The 20,242-nt window shown below is 60.7% G+C and carries 15 protein-coding genes and 3 pseudogenes; 8 read left to right on the top strand and 10 right to left on the bottom strand.

Annotation, left to right across the window (positions count from 1 at the left end; all coding sequences use genetic code 11):
* Positions 1–3: 3 nt before the first annotated feature.
* Positions 4–945, bottom strand: a complete 942-nt coding sequence (locus tag CCICO_RS06745) for a LysR substrate-binding domain-containing protein (protein ID WP_018020407.1) — start codon at positions 943–945, stop codon at positions 4–6.
* A gap of 375 nt (positions 946–1,320) precedes the next feature.
* Between CCICO_RS06745 and CCICO_RS06740 the strand changes: the two genes are divergently transcribed.
* Positions 1,321–1,917 carry a peroxiredoxin gene (locus CCICO_RS06740; protein ID WP_018020408.1) on the top strand — a complete coding sequence of 199 codons (597 nt, stop codon included), beginning with the start codon at positions 1,321–1,323 and terminating at the stop codon, positions 1,915–1,917.
* 3 nt (positions 1,918–1,920) lie between these two features.
* On the top strand, positions 1,921–2,445 hold the full coding sequence (gene ahpD, locus CCICO_RS06735) for an alkylhydroperoxidase, AhpD family (RefSeq protein ID WP_018020409.1): 525 nt from the start codon (positions 1,921–1,923) through the stop codon (positions 2,443–2,445).
* 172 nt (positions 2,446–2,617) lie between these two features.
* Here ahpD and CCICO_RS06730 read toward each other — a convergent pair whose 3' ends face one another.
* Both CCICO_RS06730 and CCICO_RS06725 read right to left on the bottom strand, forming a co-directional pair.
* Positions 2,618–5,161, bottom strand: a complete 2,544-nt coding sequence (locus CCICO_RS06730) for a DEAD/DEAH box helicase (protein ID WP_018020410.1) — start codon at positions 5,159–5,161, stop codon at positions 2,618–2,620.
* 378 nt (positions 5,162–5,539) lie between these two features.
* Positions 5,540–6,559: pseudogene (locus tag CCICO_RS06725) on the bottom strand (PAC2 family protein); the annotation flags it as partial.
* 412 nt (positions 6,560–6,971) lie between these two features.
* On the opposite strand from CCICO_RS06725, the gene CCICO_RS06720 reads away from it, so the two are divergent.
* Positions 6,972–8,054 carry a DUF4192 domain-containing protein gene (locus CCICO_RS06720; protein WP_018020412.1) on the top strand — a complete coding sequence of 361 codons (1,083 nt, stop codon included), beginning with the start codon at positions 6,972–6,974 and terminating at the stop codon, positions 8,052–8,054.
* A 94-nt stretch (positions 8,055–8,148) separates the two neighbouring features.
* Here CCICO_RS06720 and galE read toward each other — a convergent pair whose 3' ends face one another.
* The 6 genes from galE to CCICO_RS06690 all read right to left on the bottom strand — a co-directional run bounded on the left by galE (position 8,149) and on the right by CCICO_RS06690 (position 13,835).
* Positions 8,149–9,132, bottom strand: coding sequence for a UDP-glucose 4-epimerase GalE (gene galE / locus CCICO_RS06715; protein WP_018020413.1), 984 nt, complete (start codon positions 9,130–9,132; stop codon positions 8,149–8,151).
* 225 nt (positions 9,133–9,357) lie between these two features.
* Positions 9,358–10,038: a metal-dependent transcriptional regulator gene (locus tag CCICO_RS06710; RefSeq protein ID WP_018020414.1), complete on the bottom strand. Its 681-nt coding sequence runs from the start codon at positions 10,036–10,038 to the stop codon at positions 9,358–9,360.
* Positions 10,039–10,206: 168 nt separating this feature from the next.
* Positions 10,207–11,199 (bottom strand): sigma-70 family RNA polymerase sigma factor, encoded by a 993-nt coding sequence (locus tag CCICO_RS06705; protein ID WP_018020415.1) that lies wholly within the window; start codon positions 11,197–11,199, stop codon positions 10,207–10,209.
* Between the two features lie 143 nt (positions 11,200–11,342).
* Positions 11,343–11,783 (bottom strand): D-aminoacyl-tRNA deacylase, encoded by a 441-nt coding sequence (gene dtd / locus CCICO_RS06700; protein ID WP_018020416.1) that lies wholly within the window; start codon positions 11,781–11,783, stop codon positions 11,343–11,345.
* 32 nt (positions 11,784–11,815) lie between these two features.
* Positions 11,816–13,327, bottom strand: a complete 1,512-nt coding sequence (locus CCICO_RS06695; protein ID WP_018020417.1) for a DUF7782 domain-containing protein — start codon at positions 13,325–13,327, stop codon at positions 11,816–11,818.
* A gap of 22 nt (positions 13,328–13,349) precedes the next feature.
* Entirely contained in the window at positions 13,350–13,835 is a 486-nt protein-coding gene (locus CCICO_RS06690; protein ID WP_018020418.1) for a DUF3099 domain-containing protein, read from the bottom strand.
* Positions 13,836–13,907: 72 nt separating this feature from the next.
* Here CCICO_RS06690 and CCICO_RS06685 point away from each other — a divergent pair, with 72 nt between their 5' ends.
* The 5 genes and pseudogenes from CCICO_RS06685 to CCICO_RS06670 all read left to right on the top strand — a co-directional run bounded on the left by CCICO_RS06685 (position 13,908) and on the right by CCICO_RS06670 (position 18,171).
* On the top strand, positions 13,908–14,147 hold the full coding sequence (locus CCICO_RS06685; RefSeq protein ID WP_026161577.1) for a DUF3039 domain-containing protein: 240 nt from the start codon (positions 13,908–13,910) through the stop codon (positions 14,145–14,147).
* Positions 14,144–15,566, top strand: a pseudogene (locus tag CCICO_RS06680) (DEAD/DEAH box helicase); the annotation flags it as partial. The gene CCICO_RS06685 and the pseudogene CCICO_RS06680, both read left to right, overlap by 4 nt.
* Positions 15,567–15,691: 125 nt before the next feature.
* Positions 15,692–15,865: pseudogene (locus CCICO_RS11410) on the top strand (ATP-dependent helicase); the annotation flags it as partial.
* A gap of 174 nt (positions 15,866–16,039) precedes the next feature.
* Positions 16,040–16,594 (top strand): hypothetical protein, encoded by a 555-nt coding sequence (locus tag CCICO_RS06675; protein WP_018020421.1) that lies wholly within the window; start codon positions 16,040–16,042, stop codon positions 16,592–16,594.
* A 164-nt stretch (positions 16,595–16,758) separates the two neighbouring features.
* On the top strand, positions 16,759–18,171 hold the full coding sequence (locus tag CCICO_RS06670; protein ID WP_301354435.1) for a DUF418 domain-containing protein: 1,413 nt from the start codon (positions 16,759–16,761) through the stop codon (positions 18,169–18,171).
* A 138-nt stretch (positions 18,172–18,309) separates the two neighbouring features.
* Here CCICO_RS06670 and CCICO_RS06665 read toward each other — a convergent pair whose 3' ends face one another.
* Positions 18,310–19,965: an RNA polymerase sigma factor gene (locus CCICO_RS06665; RefSeq protein ID WP_018020423.1), complete on the bottom strand. Its 1,656-nt coding sequence runs from the start codon at positions 19,963–19,965 to the stop codon at positions 18,310–18,312.
* Positions 19,966–20,242 lie beyond the last annotated feature (277 nt).

The raw sequence follows: 20,242 nt of genomic DNA, 5'->3' as shown, positions 1-20,242 counted from the left end.
AATCTAGACGGAGGTGTCCACGGTGGACTGGTAGGCGCGAGTGATGACCTCGCCTAGGGCGCTGAAGTCCTCGCTTCGGAAGGAGGATGCCCGGTAGACTAGGCGCATAGTGCGCTGGGCGGTCACCGAGGGGGCAAAGTGGGCGATAGCCACACCCTGGCGGCCGGCCTCTGCGGGGACTGCGGAGGCCGGGATGAGGGTGGAGCCAAACCCAGCGCCCACGCATTGCAGCACCGTGGTGAGGCTGGTGGCGCGGGTGAAGGTGGAGGACTGGTTTTCAGGATCTGCCTTGGCCATGCGGCAGAGATCAACGATCTGGTCACGCAGGCAGTGGCCGTCGTCAAGCAAGAGCAGCTGGAGCTGCTTGAGCGAGGCTAATGTGATGTCCGTGCGGCCGGCGAGATCGTCATCTTCGTTGACGGCGATGACAAAGTGTTCGTCATAGAGGGAGTAGCTTTCCAACCCTCCACGATTGACGGGGGTGGCCAAAAGGGCGCAGTCGATCTGGCCGTCGCGAAGCATGGCCTCAAGATGATGGGTTTGATCCTCCACTATGCGCGGCTCGAGTTCTGGATAATCCCGCTGCAACAGCCGAAGTAGCTCAGGCAACAGGTAGGGCGCGGCGGTGGGGATGATGCCGATGGTCAGAGGACCTTGCAGGGGGCCATCGGCCCCGCGCGCCTGGGACAAAAAGGAGTTAGCCTGCTCGAGAGTCGCCTTGGCGTAGGGCAGAAGTTTCGCGCCGATCGGGGTGACAATCACTTTTCGGGTGGATCGTTCTATCAGCTGCACACCGAGTCCTGATTCGAGAGCGGCGAGCGCCTGAGAGAGCGAGGGCTGGGAGATGTTGAGTTTTGCGGCAGCGGTACCGAAGTGACGCTTCTCCGCGATCGTGACGAAGGTGCGTAGCTGGGCAAGGGTAGGGCGGTAATCTTTATTGTTCATACTTATTACTCTATAACACACCAAAAAGGTTTACCTCTTGACGCCAGCTCAATATGTGGCATACTTATGGCAGCAACGCAGATGGCGGGGCAGGAGCTTATAAGCCCACTGCATCCCGTTAGGTTGAGCTAGTTTTCCCAGTTCTGGGAGGCGCAATAGTGCGATAAAACTGGCATCACCGGCAGAGTCGGAGACCACCGCTTCCACGCAGAAGTGAGATCTCTCACGATGTGGATTGTGCTCTCGGCCTCGGCCCATTGGTGTTGCACACTAAGCCCGCAGGCAGTTGCTGTCTGCACAGCGGACATCACATATAGAGCTGTCTGCACCGCTTGTACATTGCTACATCGCATCAGCGATATTGGAGGAAAACACATGGCTATCATGACCGTTGGCGAGAAGTTCCCTGAGTTCGAGCTCACCGCTCTCAAGGGCGGCGACCTGCACGAGGCTAACGCCACCTCTCCCGAGGACTACTTTGAGACCGTCTCCCTCGACAAGTACGAGGGCCAGTGGAAGGTTGTGTTCTTCTACCCCAAGGACTTCACCTTCGTGTGCCCGACCGAGATCGCTGCCTTCGGCAAGCTGAACGAAGAGTTCCTGGACCGCGACACCCAGGTGCTCGGCGGCTCCACCGACAACGAGTTCGCTCACTTCAACTGGCGTGCCACCCACCCGGAGCTCAAGGGCGTTCCCTTCCCGATGTTCTCTGACATCAAGCACGAGCTCATCCGCACCCTCGGTGTGGAAAACGCTGACGGTGTTGCCGATCGCGCCACCTTCATCATCGATCCCGATGGTGTGATCCAGTTCGTCTCCGTCACCCCGGACGCTGTGGGCCGTAACGTTGACGAGGTGCTGCGCGCCCTCGACGCTCTTCAGTCCGAAGAGGTTTGCGCCTGCAACTGGGAGGCTAACGACCCCACCAAGAACATCAACAAGATGGACGTGCTCCAGGAAGGCCTGAAGTAATACATGTCGATCGATAACCTCCGCTCGTCCCTGCCCGACTACGCCAAGGACGTCAAGCTCAACCTCGGTTCCCTGACCCGTACCTCCGAGCTCAACGAGCAGCAGCTGTGGGGCACCCTCGTGGCCTCCGCCGCTGCTACCCGCAACGAGACGGTATTCTCCGAGATCGCTGACGAGGCTAAGGAGCACCTCTCAGAGGAGGCCTTCGACGCCGCCTTGGGCTCGGCCACCATCATGGCCATGAACAACGTTGCCTACCGCGCTAAGAGCTGGTTGGGCGACGACTACGCCAAGGTCAAGTTCGGTCTGCGCATGAACATCATCGCTAAGCCGGGCATCGAGAAGGCTGATTTTGAGCTCTTCTCCCTGGCCGTGTCCACCATCAACGGCTGTGAGCACTGCTCTGTCGCCCACGACAAGACCGTGCGCGAAGAAGGACTCACCAAGGAGCAGGTGTGGGAGGCCGTGAAGGTCGCCGCCACCGTTCAGGCTGTGGCTCAGGCCGTCGAGATCGAGGCCGCACGCTAAAGCTGTACTCCGCGCCGGCAGCTGTGGTTCTCAGCTGCCCGGCACTCTCGCTACCGAGCTGTAGTGACGTGCACGCACTGTCTTACCCCCTTGTACTGGGTGGTGAGACAGTGCGTTTCCTTTTGCCACCTGGTGGGCTGCGTCCCGGGGCTGCCGCGGCTAGAGGCGGCCGCTAGTGGTAATCGATGCTCAGCGAGCTGAGTCGCACCTCGCCGGCAGCATCTGAGGCGTCGAGATCGACGACGCCTTCGAGGGCAAAGGAGTTATCGCCTTCGGGATCTTTGAAGATCTGGCGCACCGACCAGCTGCGCGCGTGCTGGTCGAGACGGAAGTACTCGGGCCCGCGCGCCTCGGGGCCAACATCCATGTCCGCATATTCCTCGAAATAAGCGTCCATAGCTGCTGGGAAGTCGGGCACCTCATCGAGATAGTTCAGCATCTCCGCTAGGGCGTCTTCTTCCTCGTAGGCGAATAGCTGGGTGAGCCGGAAGAAGTAGTTGCGCACCATGATGGTGAACGCGCGGCGATTCGCGCTCAGCGCCGCCGGGTCCTCCACACCGAAGGCCACTTGCTGATCCACGGTGTCTTGGTCAATCGGCTGATCCGGATCCGCCATATGCGCCCATTCATCCAACAGCGAAGAATCCACTTGCCGCACCAGTTCGCCTAGCCAGACGATGATGTCGTCGACCTGTTCATTCCGATACTCCGGCGGTACCGAATGCTCGAGTGTGCGCCACGCATCGGTGAGATAGCGCAGGACTACGCCTTCGGAGCGGGCAAGCTGATAGGTAGACACCAGATCCGAGAACGTCATGGCCTTCTCGATCATCTCGCGCACCACAGACTTCGGCTTGAGCTCGAATTCTTTCACCCACGGCTGCGTTTCTGCGTAGGTGTCCAAGGTCTGCTCGAGCAACTCTTGCAAAGGCTTGGGGTAGGTGATCTCCTCGATCATGGCCATGCGATCGTGGTAGTCGTAGCCCTCGGCCTTAAGGGCTTGAATCTCCTCGCTGCGGGCGGCGCGCTCTTGGCCCACCAACACCTGCCGTGGGTCCTCCAAAATTGCCTCGAATACGGAGATCACGTCGAGGGCGAAGCTCTCCGCCTCCGGATCCAACACCTCGAGGGCTGCAATGGCAAAAGGTGCCAGCGGCTGGTTGAGCGCGAAGTCCCGCTGCAGCTCGGTGGTGAGCTCGTAGCGTTCCTGCCGCGGATCGGGGGCAGAGTGCTTATCGACGATACCCGTTGCCACTAATCCCTTGATTAGGTCGATGGATGTGAGTAGATCCGTGGTTTGTTTTGAGCGCGGGTCATGATTGCGCCGGATGAGCTCCGTGATGTGGCCCAACCCATCTCCCTCGCGGGCGAGGAGGTTAAGCAGCATCGAGTGGGAGATGCGGAACTGGGATTGCATGTTCTCAGGCTCGGCGTCGATAAGCCGCTCATAGGTGGTGTCAGTCCAAGTCACCTCGCCCTTCGGCGCGGCCTTTTTGCGCAGCTTCTTCAGCTTCGCCTCGTCCTGGCCGGCGCGCTTGCGCAGTTTGTAGTTCTCAATCTCGTGCTCGGGAGCCTCGATAACAACGGTGCCGACCGTGTCGAATCCGGCGCGCCCAGCCCGGCCGGCGATCTGGTGGAATTCGCGGGATTTCACGAGGCGCTGGCGCTGGCCGTCGAACTTCACCAGACCAGTCATGAGCACGGTACGAATCGGCACATTGATGCCCACACCGAGGGTGTCGGTGCCACAAATCACCTTCAACAGACCAGTTTGGGAAAGCCGCTCCACCAATCGGCGATACTTCGGCAGCATGCCGGCGTGGTGGATTCCGATGCCCTTACGCAACAACGAGGACAGGGTGCTGCCGAAGCGAGTGGAGAAGCGGAATGAGCCGATCTCCTCGGCAATCTTTTTCTTCTCCTCTTCGGTGATGACTTTCATTGATGTCAGCGCTTGGGCGCGTTCAGTGGCCTCTCGCTGGGTGAAATGCACCACATAGATGGGGGCTTTGTTCGCGCTGATGAGTTTCTCGATGGTCTCGTGCACCGGGGTGTAGACATAGGAGAACTCCAGTGGCACCGGGCGAGTGGCGCCAGCGACCACCGAGGTTTCTCGGCCAGTGCGTTCGCTGAGGTCTTTCTCCAGTGCGGAGGTATCGCCCAAGGTGGCGGACATGAGCAGAAATTGCGCTTTGGGCAGCTCGAGCAGCGGCACCTGCCACGCCCAGCCTCGTTGCGGATCCGAGTAGTAGTGGAACTCGTCCATGATCACTTGATCAATATCGGCCTCAGCGCCATCGCGCAGCGCAATATTGGCCACGATTTCCGCCGTGGCGCAGATGATGGGCGCCGAGCCATTGACGGTGGCATCGCCTGTCATCATGCCCACCTGCTCCGGGCCGAAAATATCGCACAAGGCGAAGAACTTCTCGCTCACCAACGCCTTGATGGGGGCGGTGTAATACGAGCGCTGCCCACGGGCCATCGCGATGAACGCCGCAGCGATCGCCACCATCGATTTTCCCGAGCCCGTCGGGGTGGCAAGAATGACGTTATCGCCAGCGAGAATGCCGAGCGACGCTTCCTCCTGGGCAGGGTAGAGGCTGATACCGCTATCGTCTACCCATCGCAGATAGGAATCGAAGATCGATTCATCCAGCAGCGACTCGGGGACTTCGGCGAGATCCGGCAAGAACTGAGTTAGCGTCGTTTTCACACTTACTCAGAATACCTAGCCTCATCCGCCTAGCGGCGGGCGGCCCTTTTCCAGCCTCCCACAACGATGCGGGCACATCCTGCCACGAACGCATGTGGGTGGGTTGTAGCTGATGGGGAAGAGCCCCTAGTAGGAGCCACCCTCGTCAGAGTCATCCGAGTCCTGCGAAGCGCCGTCGGTATCACCGGAGGCGTCCGTGGTGTCTTCAGTGGTGTTCTCACCCTCGCCCGAGTGCTCACCATTGTTGCGCTCGATGCGGTAGAGATTGCGTTCATCGCCAACGAAGCGCTCAATCATGGACTGCCACCTCGTGCGGGTGCCTGGCTCGGTGGGAGAAGCACCTTCCTCGTTTTGCGCTGTCTCCTCCCGCGCAGTCTCGTCCTGCTCGTCATTACCGTGCGCGGCGATGTCGTGCTCGGAGCCATCCTCGGATCCACCTTCGGAGCGACGATCGGTGTCAATCGATGCCAAAAACTCCTCAAACTCCGCCCCCAGCTCCTCGGAGGAGGGAACATCCACATTGCGCGGAATGAGGGCCTGCGGGTTATTCTCGCGGAAGCGCGCCAACTGCTCGTCGAACTGCTCCTCTAAAGAGGCGACAACCTGCTGGATTTCTTGGGAATCTAGGGTTTGCTCCGCCAAATCCCGCTTGACGCGCTCGGCATCAGCCTGCAGAGACTTCAAGGGCAGCACCAGCTCTCCCACATCACCGATGGCCTGCAACAAACTCAACGCCGCTTCCGGATACTCTGAGGCCGAGACATAGTGCGGCACACAAGCCGTGTAGCCGGCCACGCTCCGACCGCGCTTATTCAACAACCGCTCAATATTCAGCGCCGCCGCGCCGGGCACGATGGTCTGCGAATCGATCGCGTAGTGCGGTTGCACCAGCCGCGGATCGTTGCCGTGCGCCGAAACCATGAGTGGGCGGGTGTGTGGCACAGACATCGGGGCCGCATACAACGCGATGGTTTGATCCACGTCGAAGCGATCGGCCAGATCGGCTACAGCCTTGCTAAACGCCTGCCAGCGCATATCCGGCTCGGGGCCAGAGAGCAAAAGAAAAGAGCGGCCGGTATTATCGCGCACCACGTTCAGCGTGAGCTTGAGATCATCAATCTCCATCACTCGCTGGGTGTCGATAACCACCGGCGGGCGACGAGAACGATAATCAATGAGCTCGTCGTTATTGAACGAGGCGATAAGACGGTGATCCAACGCCGACAACAAGTGCCGAGACACCGACTCCACGGCACGGCCAGCATCAAGATAGCCCTCGAGAGCCACCACCATTGTCAGCCCAGGGCTCGTCTCACTTTCGTTACCGTGCTCGGCGGAAGAAGACAGCTCCGGAGACGGATACTCCAGTTCGTACATCGAGAAATTGTCTCGTGTCATCGTGCCTCCTAGTGATAGAGCGGGCGGGGTCACACCATGTGGCGCTGATCCGATAATCACGCCTGTGTTATTAGCTTAGTTTCTTTCCCGCCCACTGATGCCTGTCGGCCCTGGGCGGCACTCCCCGCTAGTAGTGGCAGAAGATGGATCGTGTGCCCTCCTGCTGTGAGCCACAACGCTGCGTATGCCCCCGCTATTCCCAGCCCGGTGCGGCGCAGCGGGGACATGCTGGGATGGGCGTGGAAGATATTCTCGCACACTGGCGCAAACGACTAACCATAGTGCACCCCACGGAACCGTGGCGTGGTTAGGGCATCCGGTCGCTGTGGATAACTCCGCGCCATCCACAGGTATGCGCCCCTGTGTGCGCATTGCGCTGCTTTTCACTAATCAACCGGCAAGGATGCCTGCCATGAGCACACATCACTTCACACCCGGTTCCTTTCTCGCCTCTATCCCCGCCACCCTAGGATTCTTCCCCCAAGACTCGCTGCTTTTGGCAGGGTTTCGGATTTCATCATCGAGCAAGACCGACGGCGCAGTGACAATCAGTTCCGGACCCATCGCCCGAATCAACCTAGCTGATCGGGAACGCATCGACTCCGTGTCGGCCACTCTCACCGCACTGGACTGCGATTTCTTCCTTGGCTTTATCATCAAACACGGCTCAAGCCGCATGATAGCGCAGCAGGTGAAAGAGCACTGCCGCTGCACCGAGCTGCCAGTGGGGGCGCTGTGGTCTACTTACGAGATCGCCGCAGGCGAGCAGGTACGACTCGAATGGGTCTCCGAGACTGTCTCTGGAATCGCTGCATGGAAACGCCACTTCTGCGAGGATACGATCCCGCCACTCGAGCGCACCACCTCGATGCGAGATCTCATCGCCCGCGGGGAAGAGCTTCCCGAGCTCGATCGCGATAGCTTTATCGGCCAGTTCCGCCGCGATAGCGAGACTGTGCCCGAGGAACAATCTCGCCTCTGGTCTTGGGCGTTGGAAAACAAAGTGATGGATCTCTACGACAGCCCAGACAAAGACACCGCCCCATACCGGCTTGTGCAGGAGTTCTTCTCTGCACTCGATCGGCTACCTCAGGACACTGGCGTCGAGCAGATGAAAGAAAATCTCGGATTCATGGAGCTCATAGGCTCCTGCCTCGCTGATCGTAGGCTTCGGGATATGGCGATCGTGACGGTGGGCAACACTACCTCGCCAGTGCTGTACTACGCCCTCCAAGCAGCAGCCCAAGTGTTCTCCGGCACAATCCGTGCCAATGCACTCACCCTTCTCGCCCTAGAATCCGCGGCGCGGCAATGGATGACAGTCGTGCCGGCGGTACTCTCGCTCGCTCAAGAAGAAGAGCAGGATCACACACTCGCCGAGTTGCTCTTTAATGCCTACATGCACGGACTGATTGGCGATTCCGTTGCTGCCTGCACCGAAGCAGCCGAGCAACTGTGCTCGAGCGTCGGGATTCAGCGTGCCCGATGCAGTTAGAAGCCCCCACGTACAGCGGGCTTTAAGCGCGCCGACCTGGGGGCGATGCTCGCCTCGGTGCACGGCGAGCAGCTGGAGACCGATCAGGGCCTAACTAGCGCTGGGCGCTATAGGCCCTATCGCCAAGTTGGGAGGTGAAAGCCCAAGCATCGCTGACGATCGTGTGCAGATCCGTGCGGCTAGGGCGCCACCCGAGCTGATTCATCGCCTTGGCAGAGGAGGCGATGAGAGTCGCCGGATCGCCGGCGCGCCGGGGTGCGACCTCTGCGGGGATCGGGTGACCGGTGACCTCGCGGCAGGTGTCGATAACCTGGGCCACCGAGTAGCCCTCGCCGGAACCGAGATTGAAGATCCGGTGCTGGGAGGCGGTGTTGGATTCTAGGGCCAGAAGGTGCGCATCGGCGAGGTCGCGAATATGAATGTAGTCGCGCACGCAAGTGCCGTCCTCGGTGGGCCAGTCATCGCCGAAGATCATGATTTTCTCGCGGTGGCCCAAAGCCACCTGCAGCACCAGAGGAATGAGGTGGGTTTCCACCGCGCGGTTTTCGCCGATGCTGCCATAGGCTCCAGCCACGTTGAAGTAGCGCAGGCTTGTGGCGCCCATACCGTAGGCGTGGCAGTAGCTGGTGATTGCATAGTCAATCGAGAGCTTGGTGGCGCCATAGGGGTTGGTGGGAGCAGTGGGCATGTCTTCGGTGATGGGCACCGTTTCTGGTTCGCCGTAAGTGGCGGCGGTGGAGGAAAACACCAAATTGTTTACCCCGTTGTCACGCATGGCGTCGAGTAGCGCCAAGGTGGTCACCAGGTTGTGTTGCCAGTATTCCTCGGGCTTCTCTACGGATTCTCCCACCAAAGAACGCGCCGCGAAGTGAGCCACGGCGTCGATGTTGTGCTCGCGCAGCACCGTGGCGGCAACCTCGCGCACGTCTCCTTCGACGAGTGTTGCATCGGCAGGCACGGCCTCTCGATTTCCGGTGGAGAAGTTATCGATGACGGTGACGCTGTGTCCTTGTTCAATGAAAACTTGAGCGCACACGCTACCGACGTAGCCGGCGCCTCCAGTGACCAGAATGTTCATAGTCTTAGCCTACCGTCTCGTCTTGAAATGAGACGTCTGTTGATAGGGCCCAGTTTGCACTTAAGTGTTACACCCAGTCCTACTTCACGCTTCACATTCGCCGATGGTGGGTGTGCACAGGCGAGCGCCCGCCTTTGGCACCGCGGTGGTGCCCAAAGGCGGGCGCATACACAGATCTCGGGGCGAAGACATAATGCCGACGAGAAGAGTACCTACATTAAGGTTTTAGGCCTTTTCCACTCGCACAGCGTGGCCCAAAGCAGGGGAGAGGCGCACTTCCTTGCCGTCGTGGCTAATGGTGACACCGTTGCGATCGTGGGAGACAGTGACGGTGCTACCGATACGCACTCCGGAGCTGATCAGGCGCTTCATCTCATCGTCATTGACCTGCAGGATCTCATTGACCTGCACGATCTTCACGTGGTGCTCGGTGTTTTCGGCGAGGTCCACGATGCGGGTGCCATGCTCGGGTTCTACGTGATCGCGGCGGCCCAAGCGCTCGATGCCAGGAATCGGGTTACCGAAGGGGGAGCGATCCACATCCTCGAGCACATCCAGCAGGCGGCGCTCAACCTCGTCGCTCATCACGTGCTCCCAGCGGCAGGCCTCGTCGTGGACCTTTTCGATGTCGTAGCCAATGATGTCGGTAAGAAGCCGCTCGGCGAGGCGGTGCTTACGCATCACAGCGATCGCGCGCTGGCGGCCATCGGAGGTCAAGTGGAGGCTGCGGTCGTTGGCGACCACCACGAGTCCATCGCGCTCCATGCGGGCTACGGTCTGGCTCACGGTGGGGCCGGACTGCTCCAAACGCTCGGCGATACGAGCTCGAAGGGGAACAATGCCCTCCTCTTCGAGCTCGTAGATCGTCCGCAAATACATCTCGGTGGTATCGACAAGATCCTTCACGAAACTAATAAGCCCTTCTGTGTTCGCTCTCCTGCACCCAGCCAGCGGGGTGGGCACAGGAGAAATCACGATTGTTTGTCCCTGTAATTTAAATCTAGCCTACTTTGACCCACCGGCGAGTCGCATGTGTAGGCCACAGCAAGCGGTTCGGTAGATCGCCCGCGCTCTCTAGAGAGCGTAGGCGCGGAGCTTGTCGGCGCGGTCGCCGTCGCGCAGCTTGGACATCACTTCCCGCTCGATCTGGCGGACTCGCTCGCGGGATAGTCCGAAGCGGCGGCCGATCTGATCAAGGGTGCGAGGTACACCATCATCCAGACCGTAGCGCAGCTTGATCACGTCCTGCTCGCGCTGCTCGAGGGTGTCGAGCACGGCACGAATATCGGAGTGACGCAAGGAGGCCACCACGGCGGTTTCGGCATCAGTGGCGTCATAGTCCTCAATGAAGTCGCCTAAGGGGGCTTCCTCATCGGCACCAACCGGCATGTCCAAGCTCACGGGATCCCGCGACTGGCGCAGCAGTAGCTCGATTTTGGCCTCATCGATCCCAGACTCTTCGGCGAGTTCCTCATTGGTGGCTTCGCGGCCCAGGTGCTGGTAGAGCTCCCGCTTGATGCGAGAGAGCTTATTGACTTGTTCTACGAGGTGCACGGGAAGGCGGATGGTGCGGGACTGATCCGCCATGCCGCGGGTGATGGCTTGGCGGATCCACCAGGTGGCGTAGGTGGAGAACTTGAAGCCTTTGGCGTAGTCGAACTTCTCCATCGCGCGGATGAGCCCCAAGTTGCCTTCCTGGATGAGATCCAGCAGGGGCATGCCGCGCCCGGTATAGCGCTTGGCAAGGGAGACAACGAGGCGAAGGTTGGCCTCGAGCAGGTGGGCGCGCGCCTTACGCCCTTCCTTAGCGAGGATCTTCAGATCGCGCTTCTTTGCGCGGGTGAGATCATCACTGTTTTTGAGTAGATAGTCGGCGTAGAGCCCGACCTCGATCGCCTTGGCTAGTTCTACTTCGTCCTCGGCGGTGAGCAGCGCGGTCTTACCGATTCCGTTGAGGTAGACGCGGACGAGATCGGCGGCAGGATTGTCGTTCGTCTGATTGCGTCGTCCTCGGGTATCAACGGCTTCGTTATCGTTCGCTCGTGCGGCTTCAGCTGCAGAGCTCATTGGCGCCTCCTGCTCCATCGAGAATGTCATTCTGTTTAACGCCAGCAACGCGGATTTAGTTCCACCGCTAGCAAAACTGCTGCCCCTACGCCGCGAGCTGGGGCGATGCGTTCAATTCCCTCCCCCTATTCGTGGGTATGCACCTATGATGTGGTGTCCACCAGCACGGTAAACGGTCCGTCGTTAATGGAGGAGACTTTCATATGAGCACCGAATTGTCCGGTTTCTACGGGAATACCCCTTTGCTTAAGGAGTGTGGCGATAGCGGCGATTTTCGGCTCTGCTTCCGCACCGCCGGCCGCGTCCGACCATGAGGGACGGCGCCCCTTTCTGGTCCGACCCATGAGCGTAAATTGGCTCACTAACAACACGGGTGCGTGGCAGGATTCCACGCTGCGCTCGCCGTCTAGGATGCGCAGCTCGGCGATCTTGCGCGCCATCAGCTCTACATCGCTATCGCTGTCCTCGCGGGAGACACCCACCAGCGCGAGCAGGCCTTGAGTCTCGGGGCAGTCGATGGAACCAACTGTGTGCCCATCAACGGTGACGGTGGCCTCGGTGACGCGGGTCAGTACTGCTTTCACGGCTAGAAACTCCTTATATATAGGGATGGGTGTTAGTCGGCGATGAGCTCGGCGGGAAGCACCAGCCCGTGGCGGATCATATCTACCATCACGGTGATGACTTGGGGGAGAATCGCTGAGCTGTCCATGCCCTCGGCCGCGGCGTAGAGTTCCACGATTTCACCCAACGGCAGTCCCTGCGGGTGAAGACCAGCCACGAGGGCGGCGACGGCTTCGTCGATTTCGTGGCTAAAGCGCGGTCCGTCGGTGCGGGCAATGTGCACGCTGTCTCGACGCATGCCGATGCCGGCTTCATCGTCGGTACGGCTAATGCGATCGATGCACACCCCGGGGCGCAGCTGGTAGCAGCTTGCCAGCATCGAGCTGGAGCTTTGCTGGCGCAGCCAAGCGGTGCGGAGGAAGTATTCCTCCACCTCATCGCCGAGTCCGCTGGTTGAGGCGGACGAGAAGTCCTCGCAGACCACCTCGCTGGGAGTATCCTCCTCGAGGCGCTGGATGTGGATGAAGCCGAAGCCCACCCCAGTGATGCCGTGTCGGTCGAAGTGGTCCAGCCATTGCTCGGTTCTGCGTTGACCGATATCGCTGCGGGGGTCGATGGATTCATCCTTCAACCAGGTGGAGACGTAGCGCGGGGCGTCCACACGGTCGCGCTCGAGCACCCAGGCGGCGTAGCCGGTGGAAGGGATCCACGCGCTGACCCGCTGGGCCCAATTTCCGCCGTCAAGGGCCCACGCCCCCACGAGGTGGGCGCTGCCATCCTCGCTGAGGTGCGCGCAGGCTTCGCGCACCACTAGCTCGGTGGCGCCGTCGAGGTCTTTGCCCGAGTCCCGGTAGACGTGATCGATCGAGGCGGGGCCGACCACAAAGGGAGGATTGGCCACGATGCGGTCGAAACGGCGCTCGTGCACGGGCTCAAACCAAGGGCCGTGAAGCAGCTCAGCGTCAACGTGAGAAGCGGCGAGGCTGGCGTGGGCGAAGCTGAGCGCCCGTTCGGAGATGTCGCTGCCGCTGAGCCGCTCTGCGCAGTCGGCCTGCAGGATCAGTTGGACCCCTGAACCGCAGCCAAGATCGAGCAGGGTGTCTACCGGTGAGTGCGGCACGGCCTCGGCCAGCGACAGTGATGCGGCGCCAACACCGAGCACATGCTCCTTGCCGGGGATGTGCTGGACCATTGAGGCATCCATATCGGATATCACCCACCCAGCGCGCCCGCCGCGATCCAGCGGGCGGATATCGATGATCACCCGTAGGTTGTCGTCGTCCTCTTCGGCCCAAGACAGCTCGAGGAGGGCGTCGATAAGCGCGGAGCCCAGAAGGTTTTCGCAGCGCTTAAGGGGGAGGGGATCGTGGAGGATGAATAGGCGGATGGCCTCGTGCAGTGCGGTGTGGCCGAGCACGCGGCGTACAGCGGCTGGTTCGCCGCGTCCCATGGCGGCGAAAGCAGCGGGGCCTAGGGAGCTGGCAATTCCGGCGTGGGTGTAGCCGATGCGGGAGCACACATCGGCGATGTCGGCGCCTACGCGCGCGGCAAGAGAGGTGGTCACGATAGTTTTAGGCCTTTAACGTCTAGTTTTCGTCTGCGTCAATAATGATGTGCTCGCCAGTGCCCGGGCCCAGCTGGGGGCGGGCGGAGCGCTGCTCCATGGCACGGGCGTGAGCGGCACGCTGGGCGCGCTGCACATCCGGTTTGTACTGGCGTGGATGCCGCTTGTCTTCGGGCTCGCCCGCGCCATTGGCAATCACCACCGCCACCCACGGCAGCAGGGTGGAGATCACAAAAAGTATCCCAGAGACCACCATGTTCTCCCATAGGAAATAGGTGGCGGCACTGAGGAACAAAAAGGGGATGCGTGAACCCTGCAAGATGGCGTAGACGGTTTTGCGGTGGCGATAATTCTGCGCCGAGGTGCGGCGCGCATCGGTGATGAGCTCGGCTTTACGCATCCGGCGACGCAGCGCCTGTAGGCGGCTGCGGCGGGCGCTTGTCGACGCCGTCTCCTCGGCCGAGTGCTGCTCCGCCGGTTCATCAACGTATTCGTCATCTCCAGTCATCGTGAACAAGCCTAGCCCTTCCCGTCACGGGGCAGGATGAGAAGACGCCACTTTTCGGGCATGATGGTTCAGGTGAGTACTCAGACAACTACCATCGAGCGTCCCGACATCAGGGAGAACACCGGCACTGACGATGACACGCCGAAGTTCTTCCACTACGTGAAGAAGGATCAGATTGTCGACTCCGCCGTGAGTGGCAAAATGGTTGTGGCCCTCTGCGGGGAGACTTTTCCCGTGACCAAGCAAGCCAAGCCGGGTTCTCCCGTGTGCCCCGACTGCGAGCAGATTTATCGAGGTCTGCGGCGCAAGTGAGTGCTAACCTTCGCGCCTGGCAGCAGGCCGCCCTCACCAAGTACGAACGCACCCAGCCCAAGGACTTCCTTGCGGTCGCAACCCCGGGTGCCGGTAAAACCACGTTCGCGCTGCGGCTCGCCTCTGAGCTGTTGAACAAGCGCACGGTAGATCGCGTGATCGTGGTTGTTCCCACCGAACATCTGAAGGTGCAATGGGCTGCCTCGGCGCAGCGTAACGGCATTACCCTTGACCCCACATTTTCCAATAGTGGGGCCATTAACCCTTCTTATCAGGGCATCGTGGTCACCTACGCCCAGGTGGCCATGCATCCCTACAAGCACTATCAGCTGGCCACCAACAAGCGCACCCTCGTGATTCTGGACGAGGTGCACCACGGTGGCGACGCGAAAAGCTGGGGCGATGGCATCGCCACCGCTTATCGCGACGCCGAGCGCAGGCTTTGTCTCACCGGTACCCCCTTCCGCTCTGATGACGCCGCCATTCCTTTTGTCCGCTACGAAGATGATGGCGAAGGCAACCTCAAATCCGCCGCCGACTACACCTATGGCTACTCCAATGCGCTGCGCGATGGCGTAGTGCGCCCAGTGGTGTTCTTGGCCTACTCGGGCGAGGCCCGCTGGCGTGACAGCGCCGGGGAGGAATACGCTGCTCGGCTGGGCGAGCCGCTCAACGCCGAACAAACCGCCCGCGCTTGGCGCACTGCCCTCGACCCCAAGGGCGACTGGATACCAGCGGTGCTGCAGGCCGCCCACACACGGCTCGGCCAGTTACGCCACAACATGCCCGACGCCGGCGGGCTGGTGATCGCCTCCAATAAAACGGCCGCCCGTGCCTACGCCCGAGTGCTCGAGAGACTTTCCTCCACACCAGTGACAGTAGTGCTATCGGATGAGGCCGGCGCCTCCGAACGCATTGAAGAGTTCTCCAATTCCACCGACGAGTGGATGGTCGCGGTACGCATGGTCTCCGAGGGAGTGGACGTGCCCCGGCTGGCCGTGGGCGTGTACGCCACCTCGGCATCCACCCCGCTCTTCTTCGCCCAGGCCATCGGCCGTTTCGTGCGTTCACGCATGCCCGGTGAAAACGCCTCGGTATTTCTGCCCTCGGTGCCGGTGCTGCTCGATCTTGCCGCGAAACTCGAAGTTTCTCGCGACCATGTTCTCGGCAAACCGGACCGGCCAAAGGAAGGCTGGGATGATGAGCTACTTGCCGAAGCCAATAAGGAGAAGAACGAACCGGGGGAGGAAGATCCTTCCTACCAATCTCTCGGCGCCGAAGCCGAGCTTGACTCGCTCATCTTCGATGGCTCGACGTACGGCACCGCCAGCATCGGTGAGGCCGAGCAGGACTATCTTGGCCTGCCTGGGCTTCTCGACGCCGAGCAAATGCGGCAGCTACTCAAAAAACGCCAAGCAGACGAGATGGCACAGTCCGCCCAGTCCAGCCATCCCGTGACTTCGACCTCTTCGGCAGAGCGTGCACAGGGCAGCGAGGCGGCGTCGACCCGCGAGGCCGATACTCCAGATGAGGATGCGGCCCTCATTCCAGAGCTACGCAAGCAACTCAATGCAGTGGTCTCTATTACGAGCTCACGTACCGGCCGACCGCATGGTGCCATTCATAATGAGGCGCGCCGAGCCTGCGGTGGGCCGCCGACCGCCCTGTGCTCGGCCGAGCAGCTGCGCGCGCGCATTAATTTCCTGCGCCAGTGGTAGATACCCCTTGATCGCATCGACACTCGGTGTGGGGTGCGCGAGGAAATTGAAACCGGTTTCCTGAGGCAATGATAAACTCGCTCGGGTACAACCCATTGTCCTACGCCCCCGACCCAGCACTGGGGCGCGGGGCGTAGGCCAAGAACTCATACAGTGTGGAAGGACAACACTCACATGACTAACTCGAACGGGAACAACGGCTGGCAGGACAACAGCTGGCCGAATAATGACCCGCAGCAGAGCATGCGCAACGCGAGTGATTCCTTCTCTCAGGATGCGCAGAACTCCGCTTACCCGAACCAGGGTGGTTATCCGAACCAGGGTGGCTACCCGAACCAGGGTGGCTATCCCGCTCAGCAGAATTTCCCAGCTGGCCAGAATGGCTACGGCGTGGAGCAAGTGAACAAGCTCGCGCCGTGGGCATTGGGTGTATCCCTCGCCTCGGTCGTGCTGGCCGCCACGGTCATCGGTTTGGCTATCACCCCGTTCTTGGCGCTCGCGGGCCTCGTGCTGGGCATTATTGCCTGGGTCAAGGGCCGTAAGATGCAGGGGCCGAAGCGTCGCGTGACAATGTCGATCATCTCGGTGGTCATCTCGGTGCTGATGCTTGTGGTTGTCGCCGCCATTACCGTATTCTTCGGCAGCCTCATTGGTGGTGCTGTGGAAGAATGCGAGAACGTGCCTGAGGATCAAGTCGAATCCTGCGTCCAGAACTACCTGGAGCAATAAGCACCTAGTGCTCAAGCCGCGTGAGAATCAAGCCTCACGCGGCTTTAGTTATCCATCGACCTCACTCCTGCCTAGACCACGAAGAGAGGACGCCACCAGTGATGAGTCACTCGGCCTCAGCTGCATCAGCACACTCTCCGATCCGCAGCGCCGCCACTACTCGAATGCTCGCACCCGATCTTGCCCGCGGATTCACCCTGTTGGGCATTGCCATTGCCAACCTCACCACCACTTGGCTTGCTGGACCTGAGGATGCCACCGCGCCAATGCTAGGCGGGGTAGTCAACGATTCGACAGCGGATAAGGTGGCGGTGGTTCTCGGCACGATGTTCGCTCACGTTCGAGGCCTACCGATGTTTTCCACCATGTTGGGCTTCGGGGTGGGGCTCATCGCCTTATCGTTGGCTAGCCGCGGGTATCCTCTCTCCGCTGCGAGAAAAACCATCGCGCTACGGTATATGTGGCTCACCATTTTCGGTGCGGTGCACATGGTGTTTCTTTTCTTTGGAGACATCATGACCTTCTATGGTCTCGCTGGAATGTTGCTGGCATTGTTGATCAACTTCCGTGATAAACCCCTACTCATCATGGCGGGCGTGCTGTCTGGGCTGTGGATTGTGGGCAGTATCGTCATCGGAATCGTGATGATGGTTGCCGATACGAGCATGGACGTTTTTGATTCCACGCAGGCATCCACCGACACACTGCAGCTTGGGACGGGGGTTGCAGACAGCTATCTATCGCAGCTAGGGGTCGGGGCTTTCGGTCTCGTCTTGCAACCTTTCACCCTCGGAATGGAGCTGCCCATGCTCTTTCCGCTGATGCTGGTGGGATTTGTGTGGGCTCGCCGCGGGGTGCTCACCCACCCAGAGCAGCATCGGCGCACGCTCATTACGGCCGCCACAGCAGCAGTTGTGGTGATGTTTGGGGTGGGACTACCTGCGGGGTTGAATGCGATCGGTGTGTTAGGAGACGAAAGCAACGCTGTCGTGTGGATGACCATCAACAACGGCCTCGGTGTGATCACCGGCCCCGGTATCGTGGCGATCATCGCCCTTGCCTGCGCCCCTCTGCAGCGTCGGATTTCAGAAAAGACTGCGCGTGGTCTCAGCTATAGCGAGGCCGTACCGGTGTGGATCGCTCCCATCGCGGCGCTGGGGCAGCGTTCGATGTCGGGCTATGTGGCCCAATCCGTACTGGCTTCCGTGTGTGTGGCCACCTATGGTTTGGGCTGGGGACAAGAATCTGGAGCCGCCGTAGCTACCGGGCTTGCCGCAGCGATATGGGCGGTCACGGTGGTGGCAGCCTATATTCTGCAGCTGCTGGGGAGGCGCGGCCCGCTGGAAACTCTCCACCGGCGCATGGCCTACGGTAAGCAGGGACTGGCGGCTAACTATTGGGCGGAACATCCGCAACAGCATCCGTCACAACAGATAGGGGCGGCTGCAGCCCCGCAGCCAACGGCACTTCACCCCGCGGCGGGGCCAGTCTCGCCGTTGCCTGCGCCCCCAGTGCTTCCCCCGCGTTATACCCAGCACGACACGCCGCAAGAATCGGTGGGGCCACAACACCCCTAGGCACTTGCCGAGCGCGTTTCCCGCGGCTGCATTCTGCGGGGCACGCGCCTCGACCTACAGCACACGGCCCCTGCCATGAAATGAATATGGCAGGGGCCGTGTGCATTGAGCTTTCGCTGCGCTTAGCAGCCGCAGGCTTTAATCCAAGTAGTCGCGCAGCACCTGGGAACGGGAGGGGTGGCGCAGCTTAGACATCGTCTTCGACTCGATCTGGCGGATACGCTCGCGCGTCACCCCATAGACCTGGCCGATCTCGTCGAGAGTCCGCGGCATGCCGTCGGTCAAGCCGAAGCGCAGACGCACCACGCCGGCCTCACGCTCGGACAGGGTATGCAGCACATCCTGCAACTGGTCTTGCAGCAGAGTGAAGGATACCGCGTCCACAGCCACCACGGCCTCGGAGTCCTCGATGAAGTCACCGAGCTGGCTGTCGCCCTCATCGCCAATGGTTTGATCCAGCGAGATCGGTTCACGGGCGTATTGCTGGATTTCCATCACCTTGTCCTCGGTGATGTCCATCTCCTTCGCCAGCTCCTGCGGGGTGGGCTCGCGGCCCAGATCCTGCAACAGCTCGCGCTGAATACGGCCCAGCTTATTGATCACTTCCACCATGTGTACTGGGATACGAATGGTGCGGGCCTGATCTGCCATGGCGCGGGTAATGGCTTGGCGAATCCACCAGGTGGCGTAGGTGGAGAACTTATAGCCCTTGGTGTAATCGAACTTCTCCACGGCGCGGATCAGGCCGAGGTTGCCTTCCTGGATGAGATCCAAAAATGCCATGCCGCGGCCGGTGTAGCGCTTGGCCAAAGACACCACGAGGCGCAGGTTGGCCTCCAACAGGTGGTTTTTAGCCTTGCGGCCGTCGCGGGCGATCGAGCGCAGATCACGCTTCATTGCCGGAGTGAGCTTGGCGTCCTTATCACCCTGGGCGTGGGCCTCGGCAAGCTGCTCAAGGCGGTGGGTGGCATACAGGCCAGCCTCGATGCGCTTGGCCAGAGACACCTCCTGCTCGGCGTTAAGCAGCGCGACCTTGCCGATCTGCTTAAGGTAGGCGCGCACCGAGTCTGCAGAAGCGGTGAGCTCCGCATCCTTACGGGCTTGGCGCAGTGCGGCAGACTCATCCTCGTCCCATACCGAGGAGCCGTCGTCTTCTTCGTCCTCCTCCTCGGTGCTGTCGTCTTCGGAGTCGGTGTCAGCTTCGGCGTCGACGAAGTCCTCGTCCTCATCCGCCGGGTTATCCGGATCGTAGTCCACATCTGCGTCGTCGAGATCGGTGTCTACGTCCTGCTCGTGGAGCTGATCTTCCTCGAGATCCTCATCCACCACGAGCTTTTCCGCAGCGGTGGGCTTGCGGGTGGATTTCTTCGCGGTTTTTTTCGCCGTCTTCTTAGCGGTTTTCTTCGCGGTTTTTTTCGCCGTTTTCTTGGCGGTTTTCTTTGCAGCCTTGCGGGCGGTTTTCTTCGCCGACTTCTTTGCCGTCTTCTTGGTGGCCTTCTTCGTGGCCTTGGCAGCGGGGGCGGCCGAGGACTCGGCGTCGTCGGTTGCTGTGCGTGTCGCGCCAGCGGTGGCAGCGGAAGTGGCTGCGGCGCTCGCGGCGGTGGAGTCTGCCGAGGTCGAAGTTTCAGAGGTGCGTGCCGCGCGCGGGGCTGCCTTGCGTGCAGCCTTACGTGCGACCTTCTTAGCGGTTGCCTTCTTCACAGTCGTGCCTCCCGTGGCATTGTCACGCCCAGTCGTTGCTTGGGAACCAGTCTCGGCCGGAGTACCGGTATCCGAAGGATCAGTGGCTGCCACGTACGCCCTTTCTCGTCTGTCTCGCTCGTCTTCACACCCGAGAGATCACCCGAAGTGTGCGGTGTGTCGAGCGAAGTATCGTCGTGTGCGGTTGTATATCGCCGGCGGCGCCTCGGTGCGGTGCCGTCGAATCTCTAACCAACGTAACCGCCGGCTTCTGTCCTACTGGCCTGCGAAAACGCCAAACCGGTAGGGTGTACCAGCGGTGCAAAGAGAGGCCGTGGTTCGGCCTCAGTTGAGAACAACCGCCCAGTATATAGAACTATTCCCTCGCGCT

The organism is Corynebacterium ciconiae DSM 44920 (assembly GCF_030440575.1).
GTDB classification, from domain to species: domain Bacteria; phylum Actinomycetota; class Actinomycetes; order Mycobacteriales; family Mycobacteriaceae; genus Corynebacterium; species Corynebacterium ciconiae.
The sequence above is the reverse complement of the archived record's forward strand: the minus strand, read 5'-3'. Positions and strand labels throughout refer to the sequence as shown.